This window comes from Microcoleus sp. w1-18aA5, from assembly GCF_036701705.1.
GTDB lineage: Bacteria > Cyanobacteriota > Cyanobacteriia > Cyanobacteriales > Microcoleaceae > Microcoleus.
This window is the reverse complement of the sequence record NZ_JAUPTE010000001.1, coordinates 108562-131859: the sequence shown is the minus strand read 5'-3', so window position 1 is coordinate 131859 and position 23298 is coordinate 108562. Positions and strand designations below refer to the sequence as shown.

The window sequence follows — 23298 nt, the reverse complement described above, 5'->3', positions numbered from 1 at the left end:
ACCGCTTAACAGCTTTCTGTACAATGAGACAGAGAAAAGTTTTTTCCTTTTAGGTATCCGGGCTCGGTCGGACACTTGATGGGTAATAACTGATACTCTTGAGGTTTGCCTCAGTTGTGGTTTCATCTCAATCCCCAGTAAGAGGTTGAAGTAAGCACTCTACTCTTGCTTGTGTAATCATACAACAAAAAGTATCCTTTGCCGATTAGCTCTTCGATAAAAAACATGACTAACGTCCCTGTATCTCGCATTCGTAATTTTTCGATTATTGCTCACATCGACCACGGAAAATCGACCTTGGCCGATCGCCTGTTGCAGGCGACTGGGACTGTGCAGGCACGGGAGATGAAGGAGCAGTTTTTAGACAATATGGATCTCGAACGCGAACGCGGCATTACGATCAAGCTGCAAGCGGCTCGGATGAATTATACTGCCAAGGACGGTCAGGAGTACGTGCTGAATCTGATCGACACTCCCGGACACGTGGACTTTTCTTACGAGGTGTCGCGATCGCTCGCTGCTTGCGAAGGGGCGCTGCTGGTGGTAGACGCATCTCAAGGCGTGGAAGCACAAACCCTGGCAAATGTCTACCTTGCCTTGGGAAACAATCTGGAAATTATTCCTGTTTTAAATAAAATTGACCTGCCGGGGGCAGAACCGGAACGGGTAAAAGGGGAAATTGAAGAAATTATCGGTCTGGACTGTAGCGGGGCGATTGAGGCTTCGGCTAAGGAAGGAATTGGTATAGATGAGATTTTGGAGTCGATCGTCGAATTAGTGCCGCCGCCGCAGGATACTGTTGACAAACCGCTCAGGGCGCTAATTTTTGACAGTTATTACGACCCTTATCGCGGGGTAATTGTGTATTTCCGGGTGATGGACGGAAGTGTCAAAAAGGGCGATCGAGTTTTGTTGATGGTTTCGGGTAAGGAATATGTCATCGATGAATTGGGCATCCTTTCACCGACTCAAGTTCAAGTAGACGAACTGCACGCGGGGGAAGTTGGTTATCTGGGCGCGGCAATTAAAGCCGTAGCGGATGCTCGCGTCGGCGATACGATTACTTTGGTCAAAAAGCCCGCACCGGAGCCTTGGCCGGGTTATACAGAAGCAAAACCGATGGTTTTTTGCGGCCTGTTCCCGATCGATGCTGACCAATTTCCAGATTTGCGCGAAGCTTTAGAAAAACTCGAACTCAACGATGCAGCGCTTTCTTACGAACCAGAAACTTCGAGTGCGATGGGATTTGGTTTCCGCTGCGGTTTCTTGGGATTGCTGCACATGGAAATTGTGCAAGAAAGACTGGAGAGAGAATACAATTTGGATTTGATTGTTACGGCTCCTTCTGTGGTTTATCAAATCACAACAATTAAAGGGGAAGTGTTAACAATTGACAATCCCAGCCACTTGCCAGATCCTCAGTATCGCGAGAAAATTGAGGAACCTTATGTGCGGGTAGAAATGCTGTCGCCGGAAACTTATGTGGGCGCGCTGATGGAACTGTCTCAAAGTCGGCGGGGCATTTTTATGGATATGAAGTATCTGAGTCAAGGCCGAACTACGCTGGTTTACGAGTTGCCTTTGGCGGAGGTGGTGACGGACTTTTTCGATCAGATGAAATCGCGATCGCGCGGTTATGCGAGCATGGAGTATCACATAATTGGCTACCGCGAAAATCCGTTAGTGAAAATGGACATTTTAATTAATGGCGATCCGGTTGATGCTTTGGCGATGATCGTACACCGGGATAAGGCTTATAATGTGGGCCGCGGATTGACGGAAAAACTCAAGGAGTTGATTCCTCGCCACCAATTTAAGGTGCCGATTCAAGCGACAATTGGCGCTAAGGTGATTGCTTCGGAGCACATTCCGGCTTTGCGGAAGGATGTGTTGGCGAAGTGTTACGGCGGTGATATTTCGCGGAAGAAGAAGTTGCTGCAAAAGCAGGCGAAGGGTAAGAAGCGGATGAAGTCTGTTGGTACTGTGGATGTGCCGCAGGAGGCTTTTATGGCTGTGCTGAAGCTCGATCGAGATTCGTAATCTGTGTGGCTTTTTGTCAGGAACAGGCAAGATGCCTGTTCCACAAAGAGTCTGTTTTTTTGTCGGTTCTAGGAACAGGCTTTCCGGTCTGTTCCACAAATGGGGTTCTAGGAACAGGCTTTCCGACCTATTCTACCTTTTGCAGATTAAGGGCGCTCGCTCTTGACCAAAGAAATTGGTTGAGCTAAACTAAAACTTAGTTTAAATTGCGTATAGTAGATGCACATAATCAGCTACAAACGGGTGCGTGAATACAGCGAAACTCATGCTGATTGCGGGGAAGCTTTGGATAACTGGTTTAAAATTGCTAGCAAGGCTAAATGGTCTAACTTAATTGAGGTACAATCTGTTTTTCCTAAAGCCGAAGCAGTTGGGGGGTTTACAGTTTTTAATATCAAAGGTAATAATTATCGATTAATCGTTAGTATTGATTATGAAAGCCTATTAATTTATATCAAATATATTCTCACCCATGCTGAGTATGATAAGGAAAAATGGAAAAATGACCCTTACTTTTAATTCCGATAAATACAAAGAGTTATTGTCTCTGTATCAGCCTAAAATAATTAGAAATGAAGCGGATAATGAGAAGGCTCTGGCTATGGTGGAAGAGTTAATGCACCGGGGCGGTCGCACTCCAGAAGAAGATGAGTTATATGAATTGCTGATTGCATTGATTGAAAAGTTTGAGCAAGAATTCTATGCACCAGGAACCACAGCAACGCCTCGTTCAATATTCCTGTTTTTGATGGAACAAAGAGAGTTACAAGCTGCGGATTTGGTGGGAGTTATGGGTTCTGAAGAAAAAGTGTATGAAGTGGTTAATGGGGAGCGAGATATTGGTGAAGAGCTGGCGTTGATTTTGGGTACTTTTTTTCATGTAGAGCCGAGTTTGTTTTGTAATTAAGGGAAGTAAGATTAAGGGTGATTCCCTACGGGATCGCTACGCTCGCGCGCACTTTGAGAGATTAAGGGCGATCGTACTGTGGCATAATACAGTTTAGTTTTCAGAACCCGAATTTCTCAAATAGAATTAGGAACAATATGACAGCGCAGCCAGACTGCTCAAGAATGCGCCGATAAAGTTCTAAGACTTCTGTTAAAGTTAGATACCGCATTAAGCGAGCTTTTGGTAAAGTTCAGCATTCTTTTTGAGGACGTATTCCATAGCATTTTGGAACGATGTTTCTGGTGGTGCGAGCAAGTTTTCAGCACCCCCAAGCAGTAATGCTTCTAGGGAAATGCCGAGGCGGTTGGCGGTTTCTTGAAGCTTGTGCAGGCGATCGTCTGGAATTGTGATGGTAATGGTTTGCATTCTATTTGTGGCTGTGACGATACTCTGAGTGTAGCACGTCAACTGTCTGAGCAGGAGTTAGGGTTTTTAAAAGAGCGATCGCACTTTTGGAGATGAAGGGCGATCGCCTTTTTGCAAATCAACTATCAGAGATTACTCATTATCATCATCATCATTATCTTGAACTACCTTACTACTTAAAAGTCCGAAAATCGCACCCACACCCATATTCCAAGTGCTATTGCAAGTCTCAAAAATGCGAGCTTGTTGGGGAGATGGCTGATCTTCCGTACTAATCCAGAAAGAGACTCCTCCAGAAAGTAAGGTAAAAAAGATAACAGTGGCGAAAACGTACTGGAAAGGAGAGGGAGATTGAGGAGGGATTTACTAACCAAGTACGCGGCCAATTGCGGGGTTTGGCGGAGGGAAATAACGCACCTTTGCGTCTAGTTGTCGCCGCCTGCACCTCTCTCGATACCCTGTTTCCTGACAGTCAAGACAAAAATATGACATCTCCTTTTAAAGGGATTTGTATTGAGGAAAATCTGAAGCAATGGGATGAAGAAATCAGCCGCGAATTTATTGTTAGTCGCCTCCAGGCTTCCTGGTTAACACCTGTTGCCCAGCCCGTGAATTTTACTGAGGAAGAAATTGCGGAGTTAATTGCTGAAAGTGGCGGCTATCCTCAGAAATTGATGCAGTTGTGCTATCACACTTATGCTGGTTATATCAACTAGGACTTACACATGGGGGCCCAGAAACCGGGTTTTTTAAGAAAATATTTCATTAGAGAATCGCAGATTAGGTAAAAAACCCGGTTTCTCACCACCCGTGCGTAAGTCCTGTTTATTCCTCCCCACCTATTTATGAGTCAAAACGATCGCCCTGTTCCTCGGTTAGATTTAGCTCCCAAACTGAAGCGCCCTCTTTCTTTGTGGAATCCTTTAGATTACCTGCGATTATTATATTGGGTGTTTTACTTTCCTCAAGCTTTGCGGTGGTATGAGTCTACCTTTGGTGGTGAATCTAATTTAGAAGATGCCAAAACATGGCGAGAGAAATGGGATTGGTTGCGTCAAAATCCTGTCAAGCGTCTGTTGATTCTACAAGCCTTTGTGTTAATCATTGTGATCCCCGTAGGCTTAAGTCGATTTTTGGAGGAAATAGGCTTTTCTATCCATTGGTCGAGCGTGGCGTTTGGCGTGTTGTTGGGCGTGGGGTTCGGCGTGGGGTTCGGCGTGGTGTTCGGCGTGGTGTCGGGCGTGGCGTCGGGCGTGGCGTTTGGCGTGGCGTTGGGCGTGGCGTTGGGCGTGGTGTTGGGCGTGGTGTTGGGCGTGGCGTCCGGCGTGGCGTGGGGCGTGGCGTTCGGCGTGGCGTGGGGCGTGGCGTTCGGCGTGGTGTCGGGCGTGGCGTTCGGCGTGGTGTCGGGCGTGGCGTCGGGCGTGGCGTTCGGCGTGGCGTCCGGCGTGGCGTCCGGCGTGGCGTGGGGCGTGGCGATCGCACGTCCTGAAAATTGGCTTTTCGCTGTACCGTTTACCCTACTCCAGCGTCAACAGCAAAATAGACAATTTCCCCACACTACACCACTTCCCCTTCCCTACCTGTCTTCTCAAATAGCTAATTGGCTGAGGCGGGATTGGGAAACAGGATTGCACAACATTAACCAACTACTACTATTTACCCTTCAGTTTATCCCTGTTGTTAAAGCTGTAAATCGTGTACTGGCAGAGACACCAAAAGACCAACTCATCTATCGCGTCGCTCAATTATCAGAAGATCCTTATGATTGGAAGTTGGTGCGTTTTGCCTCAGCTTCTCTAAGTGCAGGAATGAAGTCAAAAGCAGTAGAAGGTTTTGTAATCATCGCACCTTATGCACAACAAATTCAAGCTCGTTTTCAAACAGAAATTCGTTTAAATACTCCTGCCCGTGCCTCTGCCGCTGGTTTCTGGTATCTCCATAATCAACAACCAGACAAAGCTACAAAGGCTTTCGCTGTAGTGCGAGATCTGCTTTATGGAGACGAGATGTTTACCTTAGCGCAGATTCTCACAGATTTTCACCAAACAGCAGAACTAGCCGAGATTGCTTCCCTGAAGCTGCCTGCTTCCCCAAATCCACCTCTGCTGCGTGAGACTTCTTGGGAAGCAATTGCCTCTCTACGGCGGGTAATTGCCGATGTTCAACTCGTCCAGAATAGCCTATCTCGTTCTGCCCGTTCCCTTGCCCTCAACCGAGCATTAGGTGAGCTTGAAACTCTCCTCGATAGTCCAGATATTATACCACAATGTGAAGGAAATTTAATTATTCAAACTGCCCAAAAATGGCAAGAAATATTACTGCAAGTGACCGGGAAAATCGGAGATATTTCGATTACTCAACCTGTCCGTATTCCCTATGTAATTGGCGATCCAGTCCAAGGCAAGCTATTTGTCGGCCGCGAAGACATCATCAGACAGCTAGAGGAGTTGTGGGTAAAAGGGTATCAACTTCAATCTGTGGCTCTCTACGGTCATCGGCGGATGGGAAAAACTTCGATTTTGTTGAATGCTAGCAACTGCTTAGGCTCAAAAGTACAGGTGGCTTATGTGAATTTGCAGCGGGTAGGAGAGTGCCCTCAAGGAGCCGGCGAATTGCTAATATTCATCACCGATGCCATTGCCAAAATAGTCAAGATTGCACGTCCTGCCGATCGCGAATTACTCGATTTACCCTATCTCACTTTTGGACGCTACATCGAACAAGTAATAGCAAATGTAGAAAGTGGATTAATCATTGCTTTAGACGAGTTTGAAAAAATTGAAGAATTGATAGACGCTGGGAAGATCAATCAAGATTTTATCGGTTTTTTGCGAGGGATGGTGCAAATGAGTTCTAAAGTAGCCTTTGCTTTTGCGGGATTGCACACCTTGGATGAAATGACCCAGGATTATTTCAATCCTTTTTTTGCTAGCATTATCCCCATCCGAGTAGGTTTCCTGAGTCTAGGTGCAACTCGCCAAGTTTTAGCCAATCCCGATGATGATTTTCTCCTCGACTACAAACCTGAAGCCCTCGATCGCATTTATGAACAAACTCATGGCCAACCCTACCTCACACAATTGGTAGGATTTCTGTTAGTCCGCCTCTACAACGACCAAGTATTTGAAATCGGACGCCCCCGCGATCCAATGTTTACACTAGAAGACGTAGCAACTGTGATCAATGACCCGGAATTCTTCAGCAGAGGTCGCTACTATTTTACAGGAGTTTGGGGTCAAGCAACGCAAGGCGCATCGGGACAACAGGAGATTTTAAAAGCCTTAGCACCTCACTTAGAAGGAATGAATCTCGACAGGCTGAGTCAAGAAACAGGGATGGATGAGACAAGTTTACAGGAAGCACTAAAAACTCTCGAACGCCACGATGTGGTTCAAGAAAGTGATGGTTGCTACTGTATTACTGTTGAACTATTCCGCCGCTGGGTTGAGATGTCATGGGGAGGGAAGGGATAGTTAGTTATCCCTTTGAGTATTCGGCCGTTGAAACCAATCCTACACAAACTCTCGTCCCAGCCGAGGGGGGCTAAGAGACAAGCTGTAAAATTAATATTACTATAATGCCAAATATTTACATTATTGGCGGCCCTAACGGTTCAAGTAAAACTACAGTTTTCCTGAAATTATTACCTCATGTTTTAGATCGACATAATTTCTCTCATATTGCTTTTCAGATAAATCGACCCTCGTTTTTTCAAATAAGCCCGTGAAGCGCAGCTATCCCCTAGGGCATCACCCAACCTCAGACCGAAGTCATCAAATAACCAATAACTACTAACAAATAACAGAACTAATGTCAAGAGTGTTTTTTCGGAAATATTAAAGCTTAAATAAAAATTGCTACGGACATTTGCGAATTATAGCACTTTGTTCAAATACTTTGAACAAAGTGCTAAGTTAATTAAAGATTTGATGAAAGAGACGCATAAGTCTTTACATTGTCGATCGCAATTTTGTTATTCTATTAGAAAGTTTCATTCTAGCGACTGAATTTTTGTACCCCAGTCCTACCCCTAAACAGAACGGCAGTTTCCACAATGAGAATTTTAGTCACAGGCGGTGCGGGTTTCCTCGGTTCCCACCTAATCGATCGCTTAATGGCCCAAGGACATGAGGTAGTCTGCCTGGATAATTTTTACACCGGGACTAAACGCAATATCCTCAAATGGCTGGACAACCCGTATTTTGAGCTGATCCGCCACGACATCACGGAACCGATTCGGTTAGAGGTAGATCAGATTTACCATCTGGCCTGTCCCGCTTCCCCGATACACTATCAGTACAACCCTGTCAAGACAATTAAAACAAACGTCATCGGCACGATGAATATGTTGGGATTGGCAAAACGGGTAAAAGCAAGATTTTTTCTCGCTTCCACTTCCGAAGTGTACGGAGATCCTGATGTCCACCCGCAAACAGAAGATTATCGCGGCAACGTTAATTGTATAGGAATTCGCAGTTGTTATGACGAAGGGAAGCGAGTAGCTGAAACCTTATCTTTTGATTACCACCGTCAAAATGGAGTAGACATTCGAGTTGTGCGAATCTTCAATACCTACGGCCCCCGGATGTTGGAAAATGACGGCAGAGTAGTGAGCAATTTTATTGCTCAAGCTTTGCGTAATCAACCGCTGACAGTATACGGCGACGGTTCCCAAACACGGAGTTTCTGCTACGTTTCTGATTTGGTAGAAGGATTTATTCGTTTGATGAATAGCGACCAAATCGGGCCGATGAATTTGGGGAATCCCGGCGAATACACTATATTGGAACTGGCACAAAAAATTCAAAACACGATTAATCCAGGGGCAGAAATTATCTTTAAACCGCTGCCGGAAGATGATCCAAAACAGCGACAACCGGATATTACTCGTGCTAAAAATTGGTTGGGGTGGGAGCCAACTGTGCCGCTGGATCAAGGTTTAGAGTTGACTATAAAGGATTTTCGCGATCGCATCGAGGGAAACCAAAAGTAGAGACTGGGAGAGTGAGGGATGGAAAAAAAATTCCTAATTCCCAATTCCCAATTCCCAATTCCCAATTCCTAATTCCCAATTCCCAATTCCTAATTCCCCATTCCCAATTCCCAATTCCTACCTGATTTATTTACTAGCTTTGAGGAGATTTCTATGCAGGTTTGCGTCATCGGTACAGGATATGTTGGCTTAGTCACCGGCACTTGTTTGGCCCACATCGGCCACCACGTGATTTGCGTAGACAACAACGAAGAAAAAGTTAAATTAATGAAGTCTGGACAGTCGCCTATTTTTGAACCTGGACTGTCTGAATTAATGTCTTCTGCATCTGCGTCTGGCAATCTAGAATTTACTTCGGATTTAGCAGCAGGAGTGTCTCACGGGGATATTTTGTTTATTGCCGTGGGGACGCCTCCATTGCCTACTGGGGAAAGCGATACTCGCTACGTGGAAGCGGTTGCTCGTGGCATTGGAGCTCACCTCGACGGCGATTACAAAGTAATCGTAAACAAATCGACAGTGCCCATCGGTTCGGGGGATTGGGTGCGAAGAATTGTACTAGACGGTTTAGCAGAACGTCAAAAACCTCAAAGCGGTGAGGGCGCTACTGGTGAGGAAGTCGCAGCAAAAACAGGTGTTCAATTTGATGTGGTTAGCAACCCGGAGTTTTTGCGGGAGGGCTGTGCTGTTTTCGATACTTTTAATCCCGATCGCATTGTTCTTGGCAGCAACTCTCAGCGCGCTATGGATATGATGCTACAGTTATATCGGCCGATTGTCGATCGCAAGTTTGCAGAAAATCCGTCTTTGCCGGAGGTCCCTGTGGTGATGACGGATATCAGTTCAGCGGAGATGATTAAGTACGCAGCTAATGCTTTTTTAGCTACGAAGATTAGCTTTATTAATGAAGTTGCTAATATTTGCGATCGCGTCGGTGCAGATGTTAGTCAAGTTGCCCGAGGTATCGGCTTAGATTCACGGATTGGCAACAAGTTTCTCCAAGCTGGCATTGGTTGGGGCGGTTCTTGTTTCCCCAAAGATGTCTCGGCTTTAGTTCACACGGCTGAGGATTACGGTTACGAGGCGCATTTGCTGAAAGCGGCAGTGGAAGTTAACGAACGCCAGCGGTTGATTGCTATTGAAAAGTTGCAACAAGTTTTGAAGATTCTCAAAGGTAAAACCGTCGGACTTTTGGGTTTAACTTTCAAGCCGGATACTGACGATTTGCGAGATGCTCCGGCGCTGAATTTAATCGAGAGTCTGAACCGATTGGGAGCGAAAGTTAAAGCTTACGATCCGATTGTTTCTCAAACGGGGATGCGTCACGGTTTGTCGGGAGTTTTGGTAGAAACTGACCCGGAAAGGTTGGCAGACGGTTGCGATGCTTTGGTGTTAGTGACTGACTGGGAACAGTTTCGTAATTTAGATTACGAGAAAATGGCAAAGTTGATGAATCATCCGGTGATGATTGATGGTCGCAATTTCTTAGACAAGAAGGTTTTAGAAGCGGCTGGTTTCCAATATGTGGGGATTGGAAGGTAAAGAATGAGCGTGAAGTTGCGATCGCGATTATATCTTGAGGATAGCGATCGCAACTTATCCGTTAGGTAAGAATTCAGGCTGAGAGGGTGACAACCAAGGGAAAACCCAGACGGGGCAATTGTTTGAGATAATGGAGAAGTCGTAAAAAAGCGAGTGGCCTTGGGAGCCACCCCACAAAAAATACTAAAGACATTATACCAAAAGTTATTACGAATCCACTTGAGCGAGAGTCAAGCACTCACCTTAGAACTCTTAGTTCTAATGCTTCAAAGCCATCGACAAGTCAGATTATCAAGATTGGCTAACATCTTTCCACAACCGATTCAATACAATAGTCGCGTCCGAAGTCTCCAGCGATTTCTTAAGCTCCCCCAGCTCTCGGCCAAGTTGCTGTGGTTTCCTATAATCAAAGTGGCTTTAAAGTCTGAATTTAGAGAGCAAAGATTTAATAGAGCGCAACGGAGAAACCGTTCAAAATTAACATTCTCAACTAAAAAATATGTAGCCGTTGCTCTCGAAAGAACTCAATGGCGAGACCGGAATCTAATCATAGTCACTATAATTTGGGGCAATCATGCTTTGGAATGAAAAATCAATAACTTGATGAATTATTAGATATAATCAAGAACAAGGCTAGATCGCTGAGTTTACCAAAACACCAGAGCAACTTGCAACAGTTTTTTTATTACCGTACACTATTTTACCTTTAAACCCATGTTTTATTCGAGTTCAATTGCGTCTAAAATGAAGAAGTTTTATAACTCTTTATCAGAGAAGGATAAAAGAAGGTATGTAGGGATTGAGGCTCAAAAATTGGGGTTGAATTAGCTATATAATACGACTTTGGGGATGTAGTCGAAATACCGTGGTTCATGGAATTGAAAATTTAAAAAAAATGGAGCAACAGATAGAGACAGTCAATAATTCAAGAATTAGAAATTCTGACGGTGGTAGAAAAAATATTTTTTCTAGCCAAATCGGAATTGATGCCGCATTTTTATAAGTTTTAAAATTTGCGAGAGCCGGAGACCCAATGAATGAGTTAATTTAAGGGACTAATTTAACACATAAAGAAATAGCTTAGGGACTTAAGTCGGTCGGATTTATTATCAGTATTCCCTAGTAAATAAACTCTTAAAAAAGCATGAATATGTCAAGCAACAAGCACAAAAAAGCAAACAATAGGAACTAATAAAAATCGTAATGCTCAATTTTACAATATTGCCATGCTCGACACACAGTATAGATGAAGCAGGCAATCCCATTATTAGTTTTGATACCAAAAAGAAAGAAGTTTTAGGTAATTTGTATCGTTCCGGTACTCTTTATACAACCGAACCTGTCATTACTTTAGACCATGTTTTTTGGAGTTTAGGTTGCGGGAAAGTGATTCCACATGGAATTTACGATGGCCAAAAAAAACGAGGTTATGTAACATTCGGTAACAGTAAGGAGACCAGTGAATTTGGTTGTGAATCCATCAAACACTGGTGGAACAATTATGGAAAAGCTACCTATCCTAATCCCAATTCGATTTGAGCTAAGTGTGATGGTGGTGGCAGAAATAATGCTAATCATTATATCTTTAAACAAAATTTACAAAGTTAGTAGATAAAACCGGAATTGAGCTTGAAATTGCTCATTATCATCCCTATATATCTAAATATAATCCCATTAAACATCGACTCTTCCCTCATATTACCAGAGCTGGTCAAGGAGTATTTTTTACAAGTCTCGATTTAGTCAAGAGTCTCATGGAAAAAACTCACACTAACTAACGATGGTCTATCTGTAGTTGTAAATGTGGCAGATAAAATATATAAAATTGGTCGAAAGGTGACTGATGATTTCAAAAAAAACATGAAAATTGTTTTTGATGAATATTTACCCAAATGGAATTATCGAGCTGTACCTCAACTCACTCACTCATCAATCAAGTTATTAATTTTTCATTTCTTAGCAAAACATGAACGCAACCTGAAAAAAAAAGCAGCAAAAACTAGCCAGAAAGGAGAAAAGAAGCAAGTATAGAAATAAAGCCAGGAAACTGGTTGCTAGGGTTCACGAACAAATTAACAATGTTCGTCAAGACTACTTACATAAGCTACCCTTGAAAGCTTGTTGACGATAACCAAGTCATCGTAGTCGAAAGTCTCAACACAAAGGGCATGGTTCGTAACCACAAACTAGAAGAGAGCAATTTCTGATGTATGTTGGAGGATGGTTGTCAATTTCTTGCAGTACAAACTAGACCGTGAAGGTAAAGTGTTGGTAAAGATTGACCGATGCTTCTCTAGCTCGAAACTCTGTTCAAACTGCCACTATCAGGTGAGTGAAATGCCATTAGATGTTAGGGCATGGACTTGTCCTAGTTGTGGTATCCATCACGATAGAGATGGCAACGCTTCAGCAAATATTAGAGCAGAATGACTCAGAATGCTATCAGTCTTGGAAAGCAGGACTGCTGAGTAGAGGAGGGGATTTGAGCCCGAGACTGGGACGCAAGTCCAAGTTGACGCAATCCCCGTTGAAGTCAGAAGCTCACGCTGTACCTTTATGTCAGCGCTGGGTAGTTCACGAAAACAGGACGCTCTCCGTTCTATGTGAAAATCATAAAGATGTTGTAAAGACACCGCAAATACTTAGTAATGTTTGACGGTCTGTGGCAATATTTAAGTAGAATTACGTAATCAATAAGTCGGACAGCGGCAGGCTGGCAAATTCAGTAACTCCCTGCTCTGTTGCCGGAGTGGTAAACTTTTGCCAGTCTAGTAGAAAAAGGGTTGCTATGAATCAGCAAATATCAGCTCAATCGCAAAAGCTTTTACTCCAAATTGGCAGAAATATTCGTCGCACCTTGGATCTCAATACCATCTGGCAGCAAACAGTTAACAGTCTGGGAGAAACACTAGGCGTCAGCCGCTGTATACTTTGTCCCTATGAAAGTTCTAGCCTGCAAGTCAAAGTAGCTGCTGAATACTGCCAAGAACCATTTTTACCCATGCTGGGAATGGAAATCTCGCTCACAGCAGCACCTCATTTCCTTCAAGCTCTAGCCACCCTCGAACCGGTGGTAGTAGAGTCCTTTGCAGCCAATGACTCTTTTGGGCCGCAGTCGCTGCTAGTGGTGGCTACCGCTTACCAAGAGCAACCTAACGGCATAATTAGCTTGCATCAGTGCAAAGGTCGATCGTCGGGAAAGGGTAAGACCGATCGACCTTGGACTCAATCCCAGATCGAATTCGCACAAGAACTTGCCGAGCAAGTAGGAAGTGCGATCGCCCTTGCTACCCTCTACCAAGAGCGCACCAAGCGAGTACAAGGACTATCCCAGCTCAAAAAGCAATTTTTGTTGAAAGCGTCCCACGAGCTCCGCACTCCCCTAAATCACATCATCGGCTATCTACAACTAACCATAGACGACCAAGCTGACGATCCCATAGAGGAGAGAGATTTTATCCAAGAAGCTCACCGTTCGGCTATCCATCTTTCTCAGGTAATTTCCAATATCTTAGATTACATTGAGTTAAGTGAAGCTTGCCAAACTCACGCAGAGTTAGCCACTTTCAGGAGTCAGGAAAAATCGGGGCATCAGTAAACTTTCTAGTGGCGTATTTAACAAGTCTAATATTTACGTTTCCACAAGTTTTACACAGGAAAAACCTGACAATTTATCGATAGATTCCCTCAATAAATTCGATAGGTGGTTCATCAATTATTTTTAGGGAATTATAGTTTTACAAAGTACAGCATAGCAACTACTACACGTAGTAAGCTGTCGAGCATTTAAATTACATATTGTCTGTTCCCCGTTTCCATTTTCCTGTTCCCTTTCACCAAATCCTCACACCCTATTTAAATGCACAACAGCTTAGCGCGGTGTATTTATCATATTATGTCCGCTCGAACGACTCACATCAAATAGGTTATTTTACCGGAAAGGATATTGCAAGCATAAGATTACACTTTTGCACTTTTAATGCTTTTAACTTGTGCTTGATAGAATTACCCGCCGCCCTTTTTTTTCGGAGTTTTTGGAGGGCTGACATAGCGCGCCCAAAAAGGTTCCTCCATATCTTTCATCGCTGCTAGTTTTTGGCGCTCTTCCTCTATGCGCTTGCGTTCTGAAAGACTAGAAAATATGTTGATACTGCCGACAGTCTGGCCGCCCGCATCTCGCACCCGTGCGGCCCAAAGCCAAACATCGATCGAACTACCGTCTTTTTTCAACAAAGATATTTCCAAACCGTTTTGCGGTTTGCCATTAGACGCAGACTTTAGCAGCGCGTAAAAATCTTGCTTTTGGCCTTCAGGAATATTCGGTAAAGGTTTCCCTAAAACCTCAGCCGCAGTCCAGCCAAAAAGTTGTTCGGCGGCGCGGTTCCAAACAACGGTATTGCCGTCATTGCTGGTACAGTTAATCGCCAGCGGCGCCGATGCTATCTGGGCTTGTAAAACTTGGTTAACGAGTTGCAGTTTCAATTCTACTTGCTTGCGATCGGTAATTTCCTGACAAGCGCCCCACAAACGGACAACCCGTTCAGCAGTTTTGTCCCACACCACTTGCCAGTAGTCCTGCACCCAGCGCACCTCGCCTTTTTGATTAATAATGCGATACTCATTAGCTCCAGTGCGGCTGAAAGTACAGCCTTCTAATTGTTTAATTAACATTTCCCTGTCGTCGGGATGAACGAGTTCTGAGTTCCACCAACCAAACGATTCTAATTCTTCAGGAACGATCCCAGTGCAGCGCTCAAAAGCTTCTGTCACCCACTCGCAGGCGAACTTGCCGTCGGGCAGTCCCTTAAAAGAATAGGCAAAATCCGAAGTGATTTGCGACATAACTCTGTAGTGGAGTTCCGACTCTCGGACTGCGATTTCGGCTTGCTTTCGTTCCCCTATTTCTCGCGAATTAATTATAATTCCCTGTACACTAGAATCGTAAAGCAAACTGTTGCCTATCGACTCCATGTAGATCCAAGAACCGTCAGCGTGGCGTTTCCGATATTCGATTGTCCCCCCAATTCCTGGAGATTCTAACAACTTACCAAAATACGTCTGCCAAGCCAGCAAATCGTCTGGATGGATTAACTCACCGTGAAATTTGCCAATTCTTTCTTCTGGGTTGTAACCCAAAAGCCGCTGTAGGGCTCCGCTGTGGTATCGAACTCGCCCGTCGGAGCCGACAATGGTAATTAGATCGGGAGAATTACGCAGCATAGCTTGCAGTTTGGCTTCACTTTTAGTTAATGCTTGAGTGTCCCTGCGATGCTGGCTGATTTGTTTTTCCAACTGCTCCCGTAGCTGTCTGATTTGCCCTACTTGCTGGGCTACAGTGCGTTCCAAAAGGCGATTATTTTTTTCAATTTCAACGAGCTTTGCGGCGTTATTTGTGGCGCTTTCAAACAAGCGGCTGCCTGCCATTTCCTGTAGAGAATTTGATAAATCTTCCAAAACTTTTGTGAAAATTGCCTGTTGCGGGTGTGGCAATTCCCTAGCTTGTTCCTGCAATGTTTCTAAGTGTTTGTAAACAGTTTCTAGCATTTTATTAAGGGGGGAATCTAATAGTTGCCTGCGGGTGCAACCCCTAAAAAGCGGACACAAGTTTTTTCAACATAACCCATAACTAAGACTGGTGTCTGGCGATCGACCCATCGCGCTCTCAATAACCAGGCATTTTGGGACTTTATCTTCAAATCATAGCAACCGATAGAGAAAGTAAATTCTTGTTGCGCCCTAATTGCCACCCCAGCCGCTCCCCCAACAAGTGTTCGCCAGGAGTGCGGGTAACTCCCCTACCCAGTGAATGTGGGGCTTCTCGCGGTTAAGCTAAACTAGATTGGTGTCAAGAGAAAGAGGGATTTATGACAGAGCAAGCCAACGCTCGCGATTTGTTTCGCGCTGCTTACGAACACCGCTATACCTGGGATGCCAATTTTCCCGGTTACAGTGCCGATATTGAACTCAAACAGGGCGACGAAGTATATACGGGTCATGTTTCCATCAAACCCGACATGAGCGTGGAAGTCAGCGGCATTGAAGATGAGGAAGTGCAGCAAAGCGTCTACACCCAAATGCGCGATATTGTCACCCACCGCAAACGATCGACATTTGAAAAATCTCACGGCAAAAATAGCTTCACCCTGGGCGAGAAAGACAGCACCGACGCTGTGGACATCTTGGTGCAAGGCGACTCAATGGGATCGAATTATAAAATCCGAGGTCTCTCAATTTGTCAAGTCAGCCGGGTGATGGGTCGCATGGCTTTCGTAATTGACACGCACAAAAGCTTAGAGACACCCGAAGGTTCTTTGGCCAGCCACTACGATGCCGTTTTCCGCAACCCTCAAACCGACGAAATTATCAAAGAACTCGAATTTGAAGATACCTTTGAGAAGATAGGCGACTATTATGTCATGACCAAGCAAGTAGTTCGAGCCAAAGAAAAAGGTCAACTGACAACAACCGAGTTCAACTACTCCAATGTCAAACTGCTAGAACCAGCAATAGTGTAGCGGCTTCAAAAACCCGATTTCTTAAATAAAACGGGTTTTTTTTAGTTAACGTATCAGAATCAACTTGATTTGGCGACAAGTAACGCTACGATCGAACAAGAGAGCTAATTGGGATCGAGCATCAGCGTGACAGAAACCGGGTTTCCTGCCGCGGGCTCACCTGAGTGCCTAAGTCTTTTATCAAAAAACCCGGTTTCTTAAATCCCGCGCGGGTTGAGAATGCTGCCCTTGAGTCAAATCGAACTTTCATCAACTGCAAGAAATCATCACAGAGGCGAAATATGACACTAGCACTAACCAGAGATAACGTCGAAACAGTTCTCGATGAAATGCGCCCCTACCTGATATCGGACGGTGGCAACGTCGAACTCGTAGAAATTGACGGCCCAGTGGTACACCTGAGACTGCAAGGAGCTTGTGGCTCTTGCCCGAGTTCCACAATGACTCTGAGGATGGGTATTGAACGTCGCCTGCGCGAGGCTATCCCAGAAATTGCCGAAGTCGAACAGGTAATGTAATTAGTCAGTTGGCAATTGGTAGTTGGCAGTTGACGGTTGACAGTTGACGGTTGACAGTTGACAGTTGACTTTGACTGTTACCAATTACCAGTTGACCGTTGACAGTTGGCAGTTGGATGTTAACAGTTGACTGTTACCAATTACCAGTTGACTGTTGACTGTTTCCAATTACCAAATTTAATTGCCAATTACCAATTACCAAATTTAATTACCAATTACCAAATTTAATTACCAATTACCAATTACCAATTACTAAATTCAATGTCTCATCCCCTTTATGTAGCCTTCATTTGGCACCAACACCAACCGCTCTACAAATCCAGAGTATCAGCTAGCCCAGGAGCAGCTCAGTACCGACTGCCTTGGGTGCGCTTGCACGGAGTCAAAGACTACTTGGATTTAGTGCTCCTCCTGGCAAAATATCCCAAGCTTCATCAAACCGTAAACTTGGTTCCCTCCTTGATTTTGCAGATAGAAGACTGCATCGCAGACAAAGCATTAGACCCTTACTTGACGGTGACATTAAAGTCAGCAGAAATTTTAACCCTCCCAGAAAAAGAGTTCATTTTAGAACACTTTTTTGACGCCAATTACCACACTCTTATTCAGCCGCACCCCCGCTACGCTCAACTCTACACTCAGCGGCAGGAAAAAGGCATTCAGTGGTGTTTGGGAAACTGGAAATTGCAGGATTTTAGCGACTTGCTGGCCTGGCATAATTTAGCTTGGATTGACCCGCTGTTTTGGGACGACCCGGAGATTGCAGCGTGGCTGAAACAAGGACAAAATTTTAGTTTGGTAGACAGAAAAAACATCTACTCAAAACAAAAAGAAATCCTCGCTCGCATCATTCCCCAGCACCGTAAAATGCAAGCTGAGGGACAGTTGGAAGTCTCCACAACCCCCTACACGCACCCGATTTTACCGCTGCTTGCCGACACTAATGGCGGCCGCATAGCTATTCCAAACATGACGCTGCCACAACACCGGTTTCAGTGGGCAGAAGATATTCCCCGACACCTGAGAAAAGCCTGGGAAATGTATCAAGACCGGTTTGATTGCCAACCGCGCGGTTTGTGGCCGTCGGAACAAGCAGTTAGCCCGGAAATTTTGCCCTACATTGCCAAACAAGGCTTTAAATGGATAGTCTCGGACGAAGCTGTATTGGGGTGGACAATTAAACACTTTTTCCACCGCGACGCGACAGGGAATGTCTACGAACCAGAATTCTTATATCGCCCTTACCGTTTAGAAACTCCTGACGGCGATTTAGCTATAGTATTTAGAGACCACAGATTGTCCGACTTGATCGGGTTTACTTACGGTTCGATGGAACCGGAAAAAGCAGCATCAGATTTAGTGGGACACTTAGAAGCGATCGGCAGAACTCTCAAACACCGACAACCCGACGGTCAAACCGCTTTAGAAAATCCCTGGTTAGTGACGATCGCCCTAGACGGCGAAAATTGCTGGGAATTCTATCCCCAAGACGGCAAACCCTTCTTAGAATCCCTCTATCAAACTCTCAGCGATAATCCCGATATCAAATTAGTCACCGTCTCAGAATTTCTCGACAAATTCCCAGCAACCGAAACAATTCCCGCAGCCCAACTGCACACCGGTTCCTGGGTGGACGGTTCCCTCACAACTTGGATCGGCGATCCCGCGAAAAATCGTGCTTGGGACATATTAGGGCCCGCCAGACAAATGCTGGCAAACCATCCAGAAGCCACAGAAGAAACCAACCCAGAAGCTTGGGAAGCGCTTTATGCGGCTGAAGGTTCCGACTGGTTCTGGTGGTTTGGCGAAGGCCACACGTCGAACCAAGATGCCATGTTCGACCAGCTATTCCGCGAACACGTAGCGACAATTTACGAAGCTCTCGGCGAGCCCGTACCCCCGGAAGTGCGGCGACAAGTAGAGGTGCACGAGGTTCAAGGCGACCACCTGCCGCTGAGCTTTATTCACCCGGTGATTGACGGTATCGGCAACGAACAGGATTGGGACAAAGCCGGTCGGATTGAAGTTGGGGGAGCAAGGGGTACGATGCACCGGAGTTCGGCAATTCAGCGTCTTTGGTACGGGGTTGACCACTTGAATTTTTACATTCGCGCCGACTTCAAGGTAGGCGTGCGGCCGGGAATTGATTGCCCGCAGCAGTTAAATTTGTTCTGGTTTTATCCCGATCGCACGATGAACAACAGTCTGATCCCGCTGTCAGGTTTGCCTGACGAAGCACCGCTAAACTATAGATACCACCATCAGTTAGAGATTAATTTGCTGACGAAATCGATTTGGTTTCAGGAAGCAGAAGAGGGCGATCAGTGGCAGCCCCGCATTAGCCGCGCTCAAGTGGGAGTGGATAAATGTTTGGAGGTAGCAGTGCCCTGGGCGGATTTGCAGATTATGCCCGACTGGCAGGTGAGGCTAATTGCGGTTTTATCGGAAGGAAGTCGTTACTCTAGCTGTATGCCGGAAGATGCTTTGATTCCGATCGGAATGCCGTAAAAAGTCATTAGTCCTTAGTCATTAGTCATTAGGCTGTAGGGGCGGGTTGCACCAGCTTTCATAGAACTGCCAACCCAAATAAATATAAACCCGCCCCCTGAATTAGTCCTTAGTCCTTAGTCATTTTTTGAACCAACAAACAATTAAATAATTATCAAATTATATTAAATTGGGGCTTCAACTCTGGCTACTTAATGCCTTAATAACTTCGATCGCGTCCGGTCTATCTAAGGCTATAAAATTTGTTGTAGTGAAGGCTTCATTGCCTCCTAGAAAAGAGGACTTAGGTCCTGACTACCAAACATATAATGGTTAATTTACCGGACATCATATCATTAGTCATGGGGAAATTAACAAACTAATGAGCCGCATTTTACTCTTGGTCGATCGCCACCAACAACTTAATTTGCCGATCGCCCACCTCAACACCGAGCATGAGGTGATCGTACTCGATCGCGCTTTAGATCCCAACTCCGAATTTCCCATTCCCCAAATCGCTTTTGACTTGTGCATTCTTGACGAGGCAAATTTCGATCGCATCGGGCCGCTGGTAGAATCATTAAAAACAGCCGCCGAGCCGATATTTTTACCGTTCTTGCTGGTTAGTAAATCCCAAACGCCTGCTCTTGCTGAGCAGCTATTTTCGCAGCAGATCAAACAACTCGAACGCAGAATAGACGATGTGATAGTAAGTCCTGTCGAACCCACCCAACTGCACTTGCGGGTAGAGAATTTGTTGGCCCGAAGGCGACTGTCGGTAGAACTCCACAGACTTCAAGAAGTAATTAAAGAACGGAATTTTACAGAAAGTTTGTTAAAGGACTCGCTGCAAACGGCAAACGAAAACCTGCAACGGGAAATCGCCAAGCGGGCGGAGGTAGAAACTGCACTGCGAGAAAACTCCTATCTCGACTTGCTGATGAATGCCATGCCAGATATTGTCTGTTTCAAAGATGGCGAGGGCAGGTGGCAGGAGGCAAATCAAGCGATATTGGAAGTGTTCGAGCTAGAACAAATAGACTACCGTGGTCTTAAAGATTCTCAGCTAGGAGAACTCAGCATTTTTTACCGCGAGGCGCTACAGGCGTGCGAGGTGAGTGATCAAGAAGCGTGGGAAAAAGGTGAGCTTTCTAGGGGAGAAGAAGTGATTCTCCGCTCAAACGGTACTGTGAAAATCTACGACGTGATTAAAGTACCCGTATTTCACCCCGACGGCAGACGCAAAAGTATAGTGATTTTGGGTCGCGACATTACCGAACACAAGCAAACTAGAGACGAACTCGTGCGCTTGGCGTCGATTGTCGAGTCTTCCGACGACGGCATCGTCGGCAAAACCCTCGCCGGGACAATTCAGAGCTGGAACGCAGGAGCAGAGAAGATTTATGGCTACTGTGCTGCGGAAATCAAGGGGCAGTCGATCGAGATTTTAGCCATACCCGAACGCCCCAAGGAAATGCCCCAAATTTTGGAAAATATTAGGGCTGGAGCCACCATCGACCATTACGAAACCGTACACTTGCGGAAAGATGGTCAACAGATAGATGTGTCCCTGACGATTTCTCCGATTAAAGACGCGACTGGAGCGGTAACGGGGGTTTCGACAATCGCTCGCGACATCAGCGACAGCAAGCGAGTCGAAAAAGCCTTTGAACAACTCCGCCACCAAACAGAAATGATTTTGTTCTCCGCAGGAGAAGGAATTTGCGGGTTGAACAAACAGGGAAAAGTAACTTTTGTCAATCCTGCAGCGGTGAGAATGGCTGGGTGCGAATCGAAGCAATTGATCGATCGACCACTCTATGAAAGTTTACACCGTTCACAGCAAGAATGCTCAAGGGCGATCGAGCAACTCTCACCTGCAACAGACATCTATTCAGGCTCTGAACTTGTCCCACACTGCGCCGCACCGCAGGCGGACAAACGGCTGCCGCCGAGGGTAAGTTCTCAAAGGGTAAGTTCTCAAATTTTAGCCACATTGGAAGACGGAGAGGCGCGCCGCGTCACGGATGAGGTTTTTTGGCGGCGAGACGGCAGCAGTTTTCCGGTTGAGTACGTTGTCGCTCCGATGCGAGAAGAAGGCGAAATTATTGGAGCTGTGGTGACTTTTAAAGATATCACGGAGCGGCTTGCCGTCGAGCGCATGAAAGATGAATTCATCTCTGTTGTCAGCCACGAACTGCGGACGCCCATGACCTCGATTCACGGTGCCCTGGGCCTCCTCAACAGCGGCCTGCTTGACGCTTACCCCCAGAAAGCTAAGCGGATGCTGGAGATTGCTGTCACTAACACTGACCGTTTGGTGCGCTTGGTCAATGACATCCTAGATTTAGAGCGGATGGAGTCGAGTTACAGCACTGCCATCAAACAAACTTGCAATGTGGCTGACCTGATGTTGCAGGCGGCTGACGAGATGCAGGGAATGGCTCAGCAGGCGGGAGTTACTCTGTCGGTGAAGCCTGTGGGGGCGCAATTGCAAGCTGTTCCCGATCGGCTAATTCAAGCCTTGACAAATTTACTCAGTAATGCTATAAAATTTTCCCCCTCCGGCGCTACGGTTTGGCTGAGCGGGGAGTTGACCCACAATCCCGATTTGGCAGAAAAAGCAGCGCACAAGTCGGTGTCGTCTCCGTCTTTGTTATCTCCTGAGCCTGCCGCCGCGCCTCCGCATTTGCCAGTTCCGAGCTCGTGGTACATCGTGATTGCTGTGAAAGACCAAGGGCGGGGTATTCCGCCAGACAAACTGGAGATGGTTTTTGAACGCTTTCAACAGGTTGATGCTTCTGATTCTCGCCAGAAGGGAGGTACTGGTTTGGGGCTGGCTATTTGTCGCAGTATTGTGCAGCAGCACGGGGGGCGGATGTGGGTGGAGAGCGTTGTGGGGGAGGGCAGCACTTTTTTCTTAAGTCTGCCACTTCTGAGGGAGGGGCTTGCAACTGAAAGTTAATTTCTACCTAGGTGTACCCAAAGTTACTGATTTGGTGCAGATTGTTCGATCGAGTCATCGACAAACAATCTCAGCCTTTTCGGCAGTTTGGGGACTGGGGGCAAAAAGCACAATTTGAGGTCGAAAAGTGGCTGTTTTTGGGTGGGATATTTTACAGCAACCGCGCCAGACGGTTAGGATGTTCTTAGTTGAAATCCTGCAGCTCGATTGCAACTTCGGTCTTCCTTGTTCCTTCTTCCTTCAACATCTGCTATACAGTTTTGAAAATTTACTGTAAAGTCCGATCGGGTAAGATAATTTGCTTTACAAAATATTCGCATTTCGCATCTAATCTATGATCAGTTCTCATTCATAAAAAAATGTTAATTTTGACTGCCAAGCGCATCTTGGTTATTGACGATGCGGAAGATATTCGGGAAGTAGCTCAAGTCAGTCTTGAACTGGTGGGGGGCTGGGAAGTCCTGACAGCGAGTTCGGGCCGCGAGGGTGTTGCTAAGGCTCTTGCCGAACAGCCTGATGCTATTCTATTGGACGTGATGATGCCCGACCAAGACGGGCCTACTACTTTTATACAGTTACAAGCTAATAAGGCTACGCAGCACATTCCGGTAATTTTATTGACAGCTAAGGCTCTGGCTGGCGACAGGCGGATGTTCGCGGATTTGGGGGTGGTGAGTGTGATTGCTAAGCCTTTTGAACCGATGTTTTTGGCGGCTCAGGTCGCTGAAGCTTTGGGCTGGGAGCAAGAATAGATCGATCGCCCGCATTGAATTGTGCAGCTTTTCAAGCAGTAGTTTTGCAGGCAAAGAGAGTTAAAAAAACTTGGTTTCTTTGCTAGGGTTCCTTAGAGAAAATCCGGTTGATCGGACAGGATATATGTAGCGACTTAGGCGCCGTGCCTATCGTCCTGTCAGCTTCAGACT

At 45.7% G+C, this 23298-nt stretch carries 19 protein-coding genes and 3 pseudogenes; 20 read left to right on the top strand and 2 right to left on the bottom strand.

The window, feature by feature from the left end; translation table 11 throughout:
* Positions 1 to 225: 225 nt before the first annotated feature.
* From lepA to Q5691_RS00590, 3 genes are all read left to right on the top strand, one after another.
* Positions 226 to 2040: a translation elongation factor 4 gene (lepA, locus tag Q5691_RS00600; protein WP_333188357.1), complete on the top strand. Its 1815-nt coding sequence runs from the start codon at positions 226 to 228 to the stop codon at positions 2038 to 2040.
* A gap of 219 nt (positions 2041 to 2259) precedes the next feature.
* Complete coding sequence (locus Q5691_RS00595; RefSeq protein ID WP_333216237.1) at positions 2260 to 2559, top strand: type II toxin-antitoxin system HigB family toxin; 300 nt, start codon at positions 2260 to 2262, stop codon at positions 2557 to 2559.
* Complete coding sequence (locus tag Q5691_RS00590; RefSeq protein WP_333216239.1) at positions 2543 to 2947, top strand: transcriptional regulator; 405 nt, start codon at positions 2543 to 2545, stop codon at positions 2945 to 2947. The genes Q5691_RS00595 and Q5691_RS00590 overlap by 17 nt, the downstream gene beginning before the upstream one ends.
* 210 nt (positions 2948 to 3157) lie before the next feature.
* Here Q5691_RS00590 and Q5691_RS00585 read toward each other — a convergent pair whose 3' ends face one another.
* Entirely contained in the window at positions 3158 to 3355 is a 198-nt protein-coding gene (locus tag Q5691_RS00585) for a DNA-binding protein (RefSeq protein WP_333216241.1), read from the bottom strand.
* A 419-nt stretch (positions 3356 to 3774) separates the two neighbouring features.
* Between Q5691_RS00585 and Q5691_RS00580 the strand changes: the two genes are divergently transcribed.
* The 12 genes and pseudogenes from Q5691_RS00580 (at position 3775) to Q5691_RS00525 (ending at position 13488) form a co-directional block, all read left to right on the top strand.
* A complete protein-coding gene (locus Q5691_RS00580) occupies positions 3775 to 4071 on the top strand; it encodes a hypothetical protein (RefSeq protein WP_333216243.1) in 297 nt (98 codons plus the stop codon).
* Between the two features lie 129 nt (positions 4072 to 4200).
* Positions 4201 to 6828: a helix-turn-helix domain-containing protein gene (locus Q5691_RS00575; protein WP_333343718.1), complete on the top strand. Its 2628-nt coding sequence runs from the start codon at positions 4201 to 4203 to the stop codon at positions 6826 to 6828.
* A 581-nt stretch (positions 6829 to 7409) separates the two neighbouring features.
* Complete coding sequence (locus Q5691_RS00570; protein WP_333038674.1) at positions 7410 to 8348, top strand: UDP-glucuronic acid decarboxylase family protein; 939 nt, start codon at positions 7410 to 7412, stop codon at positions 8346 to 8348.
* A gap of 153 nt (positions 8349 to 8501) precedes the next feature.
* The gene (locus tag Q5691_RS00565; RefSeq protein WP_333210861.1) at positions 8502 to 9890 is read left to right on the top strand and encodes a UDP-glucose/GDP-mannose dehydrogenase family protein; all 1389 of its coding nucleotides are present in this window, start codon (positions 8502 to 8504) and stop codon (positions 9888 to 9890) included.
* A gap of 180 nt (positions 9891 to 10070) precedes the next feature.
* A pseudogene (locus tag Q5691_RS00560) lies at positions 10071 to 10472 on the top strand (IS4 family transposase); the annotation flags it as partial.
* A gap of 283 nt (positions 10473 to 10755) precedes the next feature.
* Complete coding sequence (locus tag Q5691_RS00555; RefSeq protein ID WP_333309886.1) at positions 10756 to 10893, top strand: hypothetical protein; 138 nt, start codon at positions 10756 to 10758, stop codon at positions 10891 to 10893.
* A gap of 200 nt (positions 10894 to 11093) precedes the next feature.
* Positions 11094 to 11429 carry an ISAzo13-like element transposase-related protein gene (locus Q5691_RS00550; protein ID WP_333309888.1) on the top strand — a complete coding sequence of 112 codons (336 nt, stop codon included), beginning with the start codon at positions 11094 to 11096 and terminating at the stop codon, positions 11427 to 11429.
* An 83-nt stretch (positions 11430 to 11512) separates the two neighbouring features.
* Positions 11513 to 11668, top strand: coding sequence for an ISAzo13-like element transposase-related protein (locus tag Q5691_RS00545; protein ID WP_333343760.1), 156 nt, complete (start codon positions 11513 to 11515; stop codon positions 11666 to 11668).
* Between the two features lie 10 nt (positions 11669 to 11678).
* Positions 11679 to 11921, top strand: a pseudogene (locus Q5691_RS00540) (hypothetical protein); the annotation flags it as partial.
* A 10-nt stretch (positions 11922 to 11931) separates the two neighbouring features.
* Positions 11932 to 12015 (top strand): annotated as a pseudogene (locus Q5691_RS00535) (hypothetical protein); the annotation flags it as partial.
* 95 nt (positions 12016 to 12110) lie between these two features.
* Positions 12111 to 12320, top strand: coding sequence for a zinc ribbon domain-containing protein (locus tag Q5691_RS00530; RefSeq protein WP_333210866.1), 210 nt, complete (start codon positions 12111 to 12113; stop codon positions 12318 to 12320).
* A gap of 358 nt (positions 12321 to 12678) precedes the next feature.
* Positions 12679 to 13488 carry a GAF domain-containing protein gene (locus Q5691_RS00525; protein WP_333343717.1) on the top strand — a complete coding sequence of 270 codons (810 nt, stop codon included), beginning with the start codon at positions 12679 to 12681 and terminating at the stop codon, positions 13486 to 13488.
* A gap of 407 nt (positions 13489 to 13895) precedes the next feature.
* Here Q5691_RS00525 and Q5691_RS00520 read toward each other — a convergent pair whose 3' ends face one another.
* Positions 13896 to 15434, bottom strand: a complete 1539-nt coding sequence (locus tag Q5691_RS00520; RefSeq protein WP_333343716.1) for a PAS domain S-box protein — start codon at positions 15432 to 15434, stop codon at positions 13896 to 13898.
* A gap of 320 nt (positions 15435 to 15754) precedes the next feature.
* On the opposite strand from Q5691_RS00520, the gene Q5691_RS00515 reads away from it, so the two are divergent.
* From Q5691_RS00515 to Q5691_RS00495, 5 genes are all read left to right on the top strand, one after another.
* A complete protein-coding gene (locus Q5691_RS00515) occupies positions 15755 to 16405 on the top strand; it encodes a DUF3386 domain-containing protein (RefSeq protein ID WP_333210871.1) in 651 nt (216 codons plus the stop codon).
* Positions 16406 to 16686: 281 nt separating this feature from the next.
* Positions 16687 to 16923: a NifU family protein gene (locus tag Q5691_RS00510; protein ID WP_006632519.1), complete on the top strand. Its 237-nt coding sequence runs from the start codon at positions 16687 to 16689 to the stop codon at positions 16921 to 16923.
* Between the two features lie 261 nt (positions 16924 to 17184).
* Positions 17185 to 19431, top strand: a complete 2247-nt coding sequence (locus tag Q5691_RS00505) for a glycoside hydrolase (RefSeq protein WP_333210873.1) — start codon at positions 17185 to 17187, stop codon at positions 19429 to 19431.
* A gap of 361 nt (positions 19432 to 19792) precedes the next feature.
* The gene (locus Q5691_RS00500) at positions 19793 to 22375 is read left to right on the top strand and encodes a PAS domain S-box protein (protein WP_333309898.1); all 2583 of its coding nucleotides are present in this window, start codon (positions 19793 to 19795) and stop codon (positions 22373 to 22375) included.
* A 359-nt stretch (positions 22376 to 22734) separates the two neighbouring features.
* Positions 22735 to 23127 carry a response regulator gene (locus Q5691_RS00495; RefSeq protein WP_333104178.1) on the top strand — a complete coding sequence of 131 codons (393 nt, stop codon included), beginning with the start codon at positions 22735 to 22737 and terminating at the stop codon, positions 23125 to 23127.
* The last annotated feature ends 171 nt before the right edge of the window (positions 23128 to 23298 follow it).

What these genes read in the sequence shown, in the direction of transcription:
- Q5691_RS00520 (WP_333343716.1), bottom strand. Translation starts at nt 15,434, where the DNA reads ATGCTAGAAACTGTTTACAAACACTTAGAAACATTGCAGGAACAAGCT.
- Q5691_RS00565 (WP_333210861.1), top strand. Translation starts at nt 8,502, where the DNA reads ATGCAGGTTTGCGTCATCGGTACAGGATATGTTGGCTTAGTCACCGGC.
- Q5691_RS00505 (WP_333210873.1), top strand. Translation starts at nt 17,185, where the DNA reads ATGTCTCATCCCCTTTATGTAGCCTTCATTTGGCACCAACACCAACCG.
- Q5691_RS00585 (WP_333216241.1), bottom strand. Translation starts at nt 3,355, where the DNA reads ATGCAAACCATTACCATCACAATTCCAGACGATCGCCTGCACAAGCTT.
- Q5691_RS00595 (WP_333216237.1), top strand. Translation starts at nt 2,260, where the DNA reads ATGCACATAATCAGCTACAAACGGGTGCGTGAATACAGCGAAACTCAT.
- Q5691_RS00495 (WP_333104178.1), top strand. Translation starts at nt 22,735, where the DNA reads ATGTTAATTTTGACTGCCAAGCGCATCTTGGTTATTGACGATGCGGAA.
- lepA (WP_333188357.1), top strand. Translation starts at nt 226, where the DNA reads ATGACTAACGTCCCTGTATCTCGCATTCGTAATTTTTCGATTATTGCT.
- Q5691_RS00575 (WP_333343718.1), top strand. Translation starts at nt 4,201, where the DNA reads ATGAGTCAAAACGATCGCCCTGTTCCTCGGTTAGATTTAGCTCCCAAA.
- Q5691_RS00510 (WP_006632519.1), top strand. Translation starts at nt 16,687, where the DNA reads ATGACACTAGCACTAACCAGAGATAACGTCGAAACAGTTCTCGATGAA.
- Q5691_RS00550 (WP_333309888.1), top strand. Translation starts at nt 11,094, where the DNA reads ATGCTCAATTTTACAATATTGCCATGCTCGACACACAGTATAGATGAA.
- Q5691_RS00500 (WP_333309898.1), top strand. Translation starts at nt 19,793, where the DNA reads ATGAGCCGCATTTTACTCTTGGTCGATCGCCACCAACAACTTAATTTG.
- Q5691_RS00530 (WP_333210866.1), top strand. Translation starts at nt 12,111, where the DNA reads ATGGTTGTCAATTTCTTGCAGTACAAACTAGACCGTGAAGGTAAAGTG.
- Q5691_RS00570 (WP_333038674.1), top strand. Translation starts at nt 7,410, where the DNA reads ATGAGAATTTTAGTCACAGGCGGTGCGGGTTTCCTCGGTTCCCACCTA.
- Q5691_RS00590 (WP_333216239.1), top strand. Translation starts at nt 2,543, where the DNA reads ATGACCCTTACTTTTAATTCCGATAAATACAAAGAGTTATTGTCTCTG.
- Q5691_RS00525 (WP_333343717.1), top strand. Translation starts at nt 12,679, where the DNA reads ATGAATCAGCAAATATCAGCTCAATCGCAAAAGCTTTTACTCCAAATT.
- Q5691_RS00515 (WP_333210871.1), top strand. Translation starts at nt 15,755, where the DNA reads ATGACAGAGCAAGCCAACGCTCGCGATTTGTTTCGCGCTGCTTACGAA.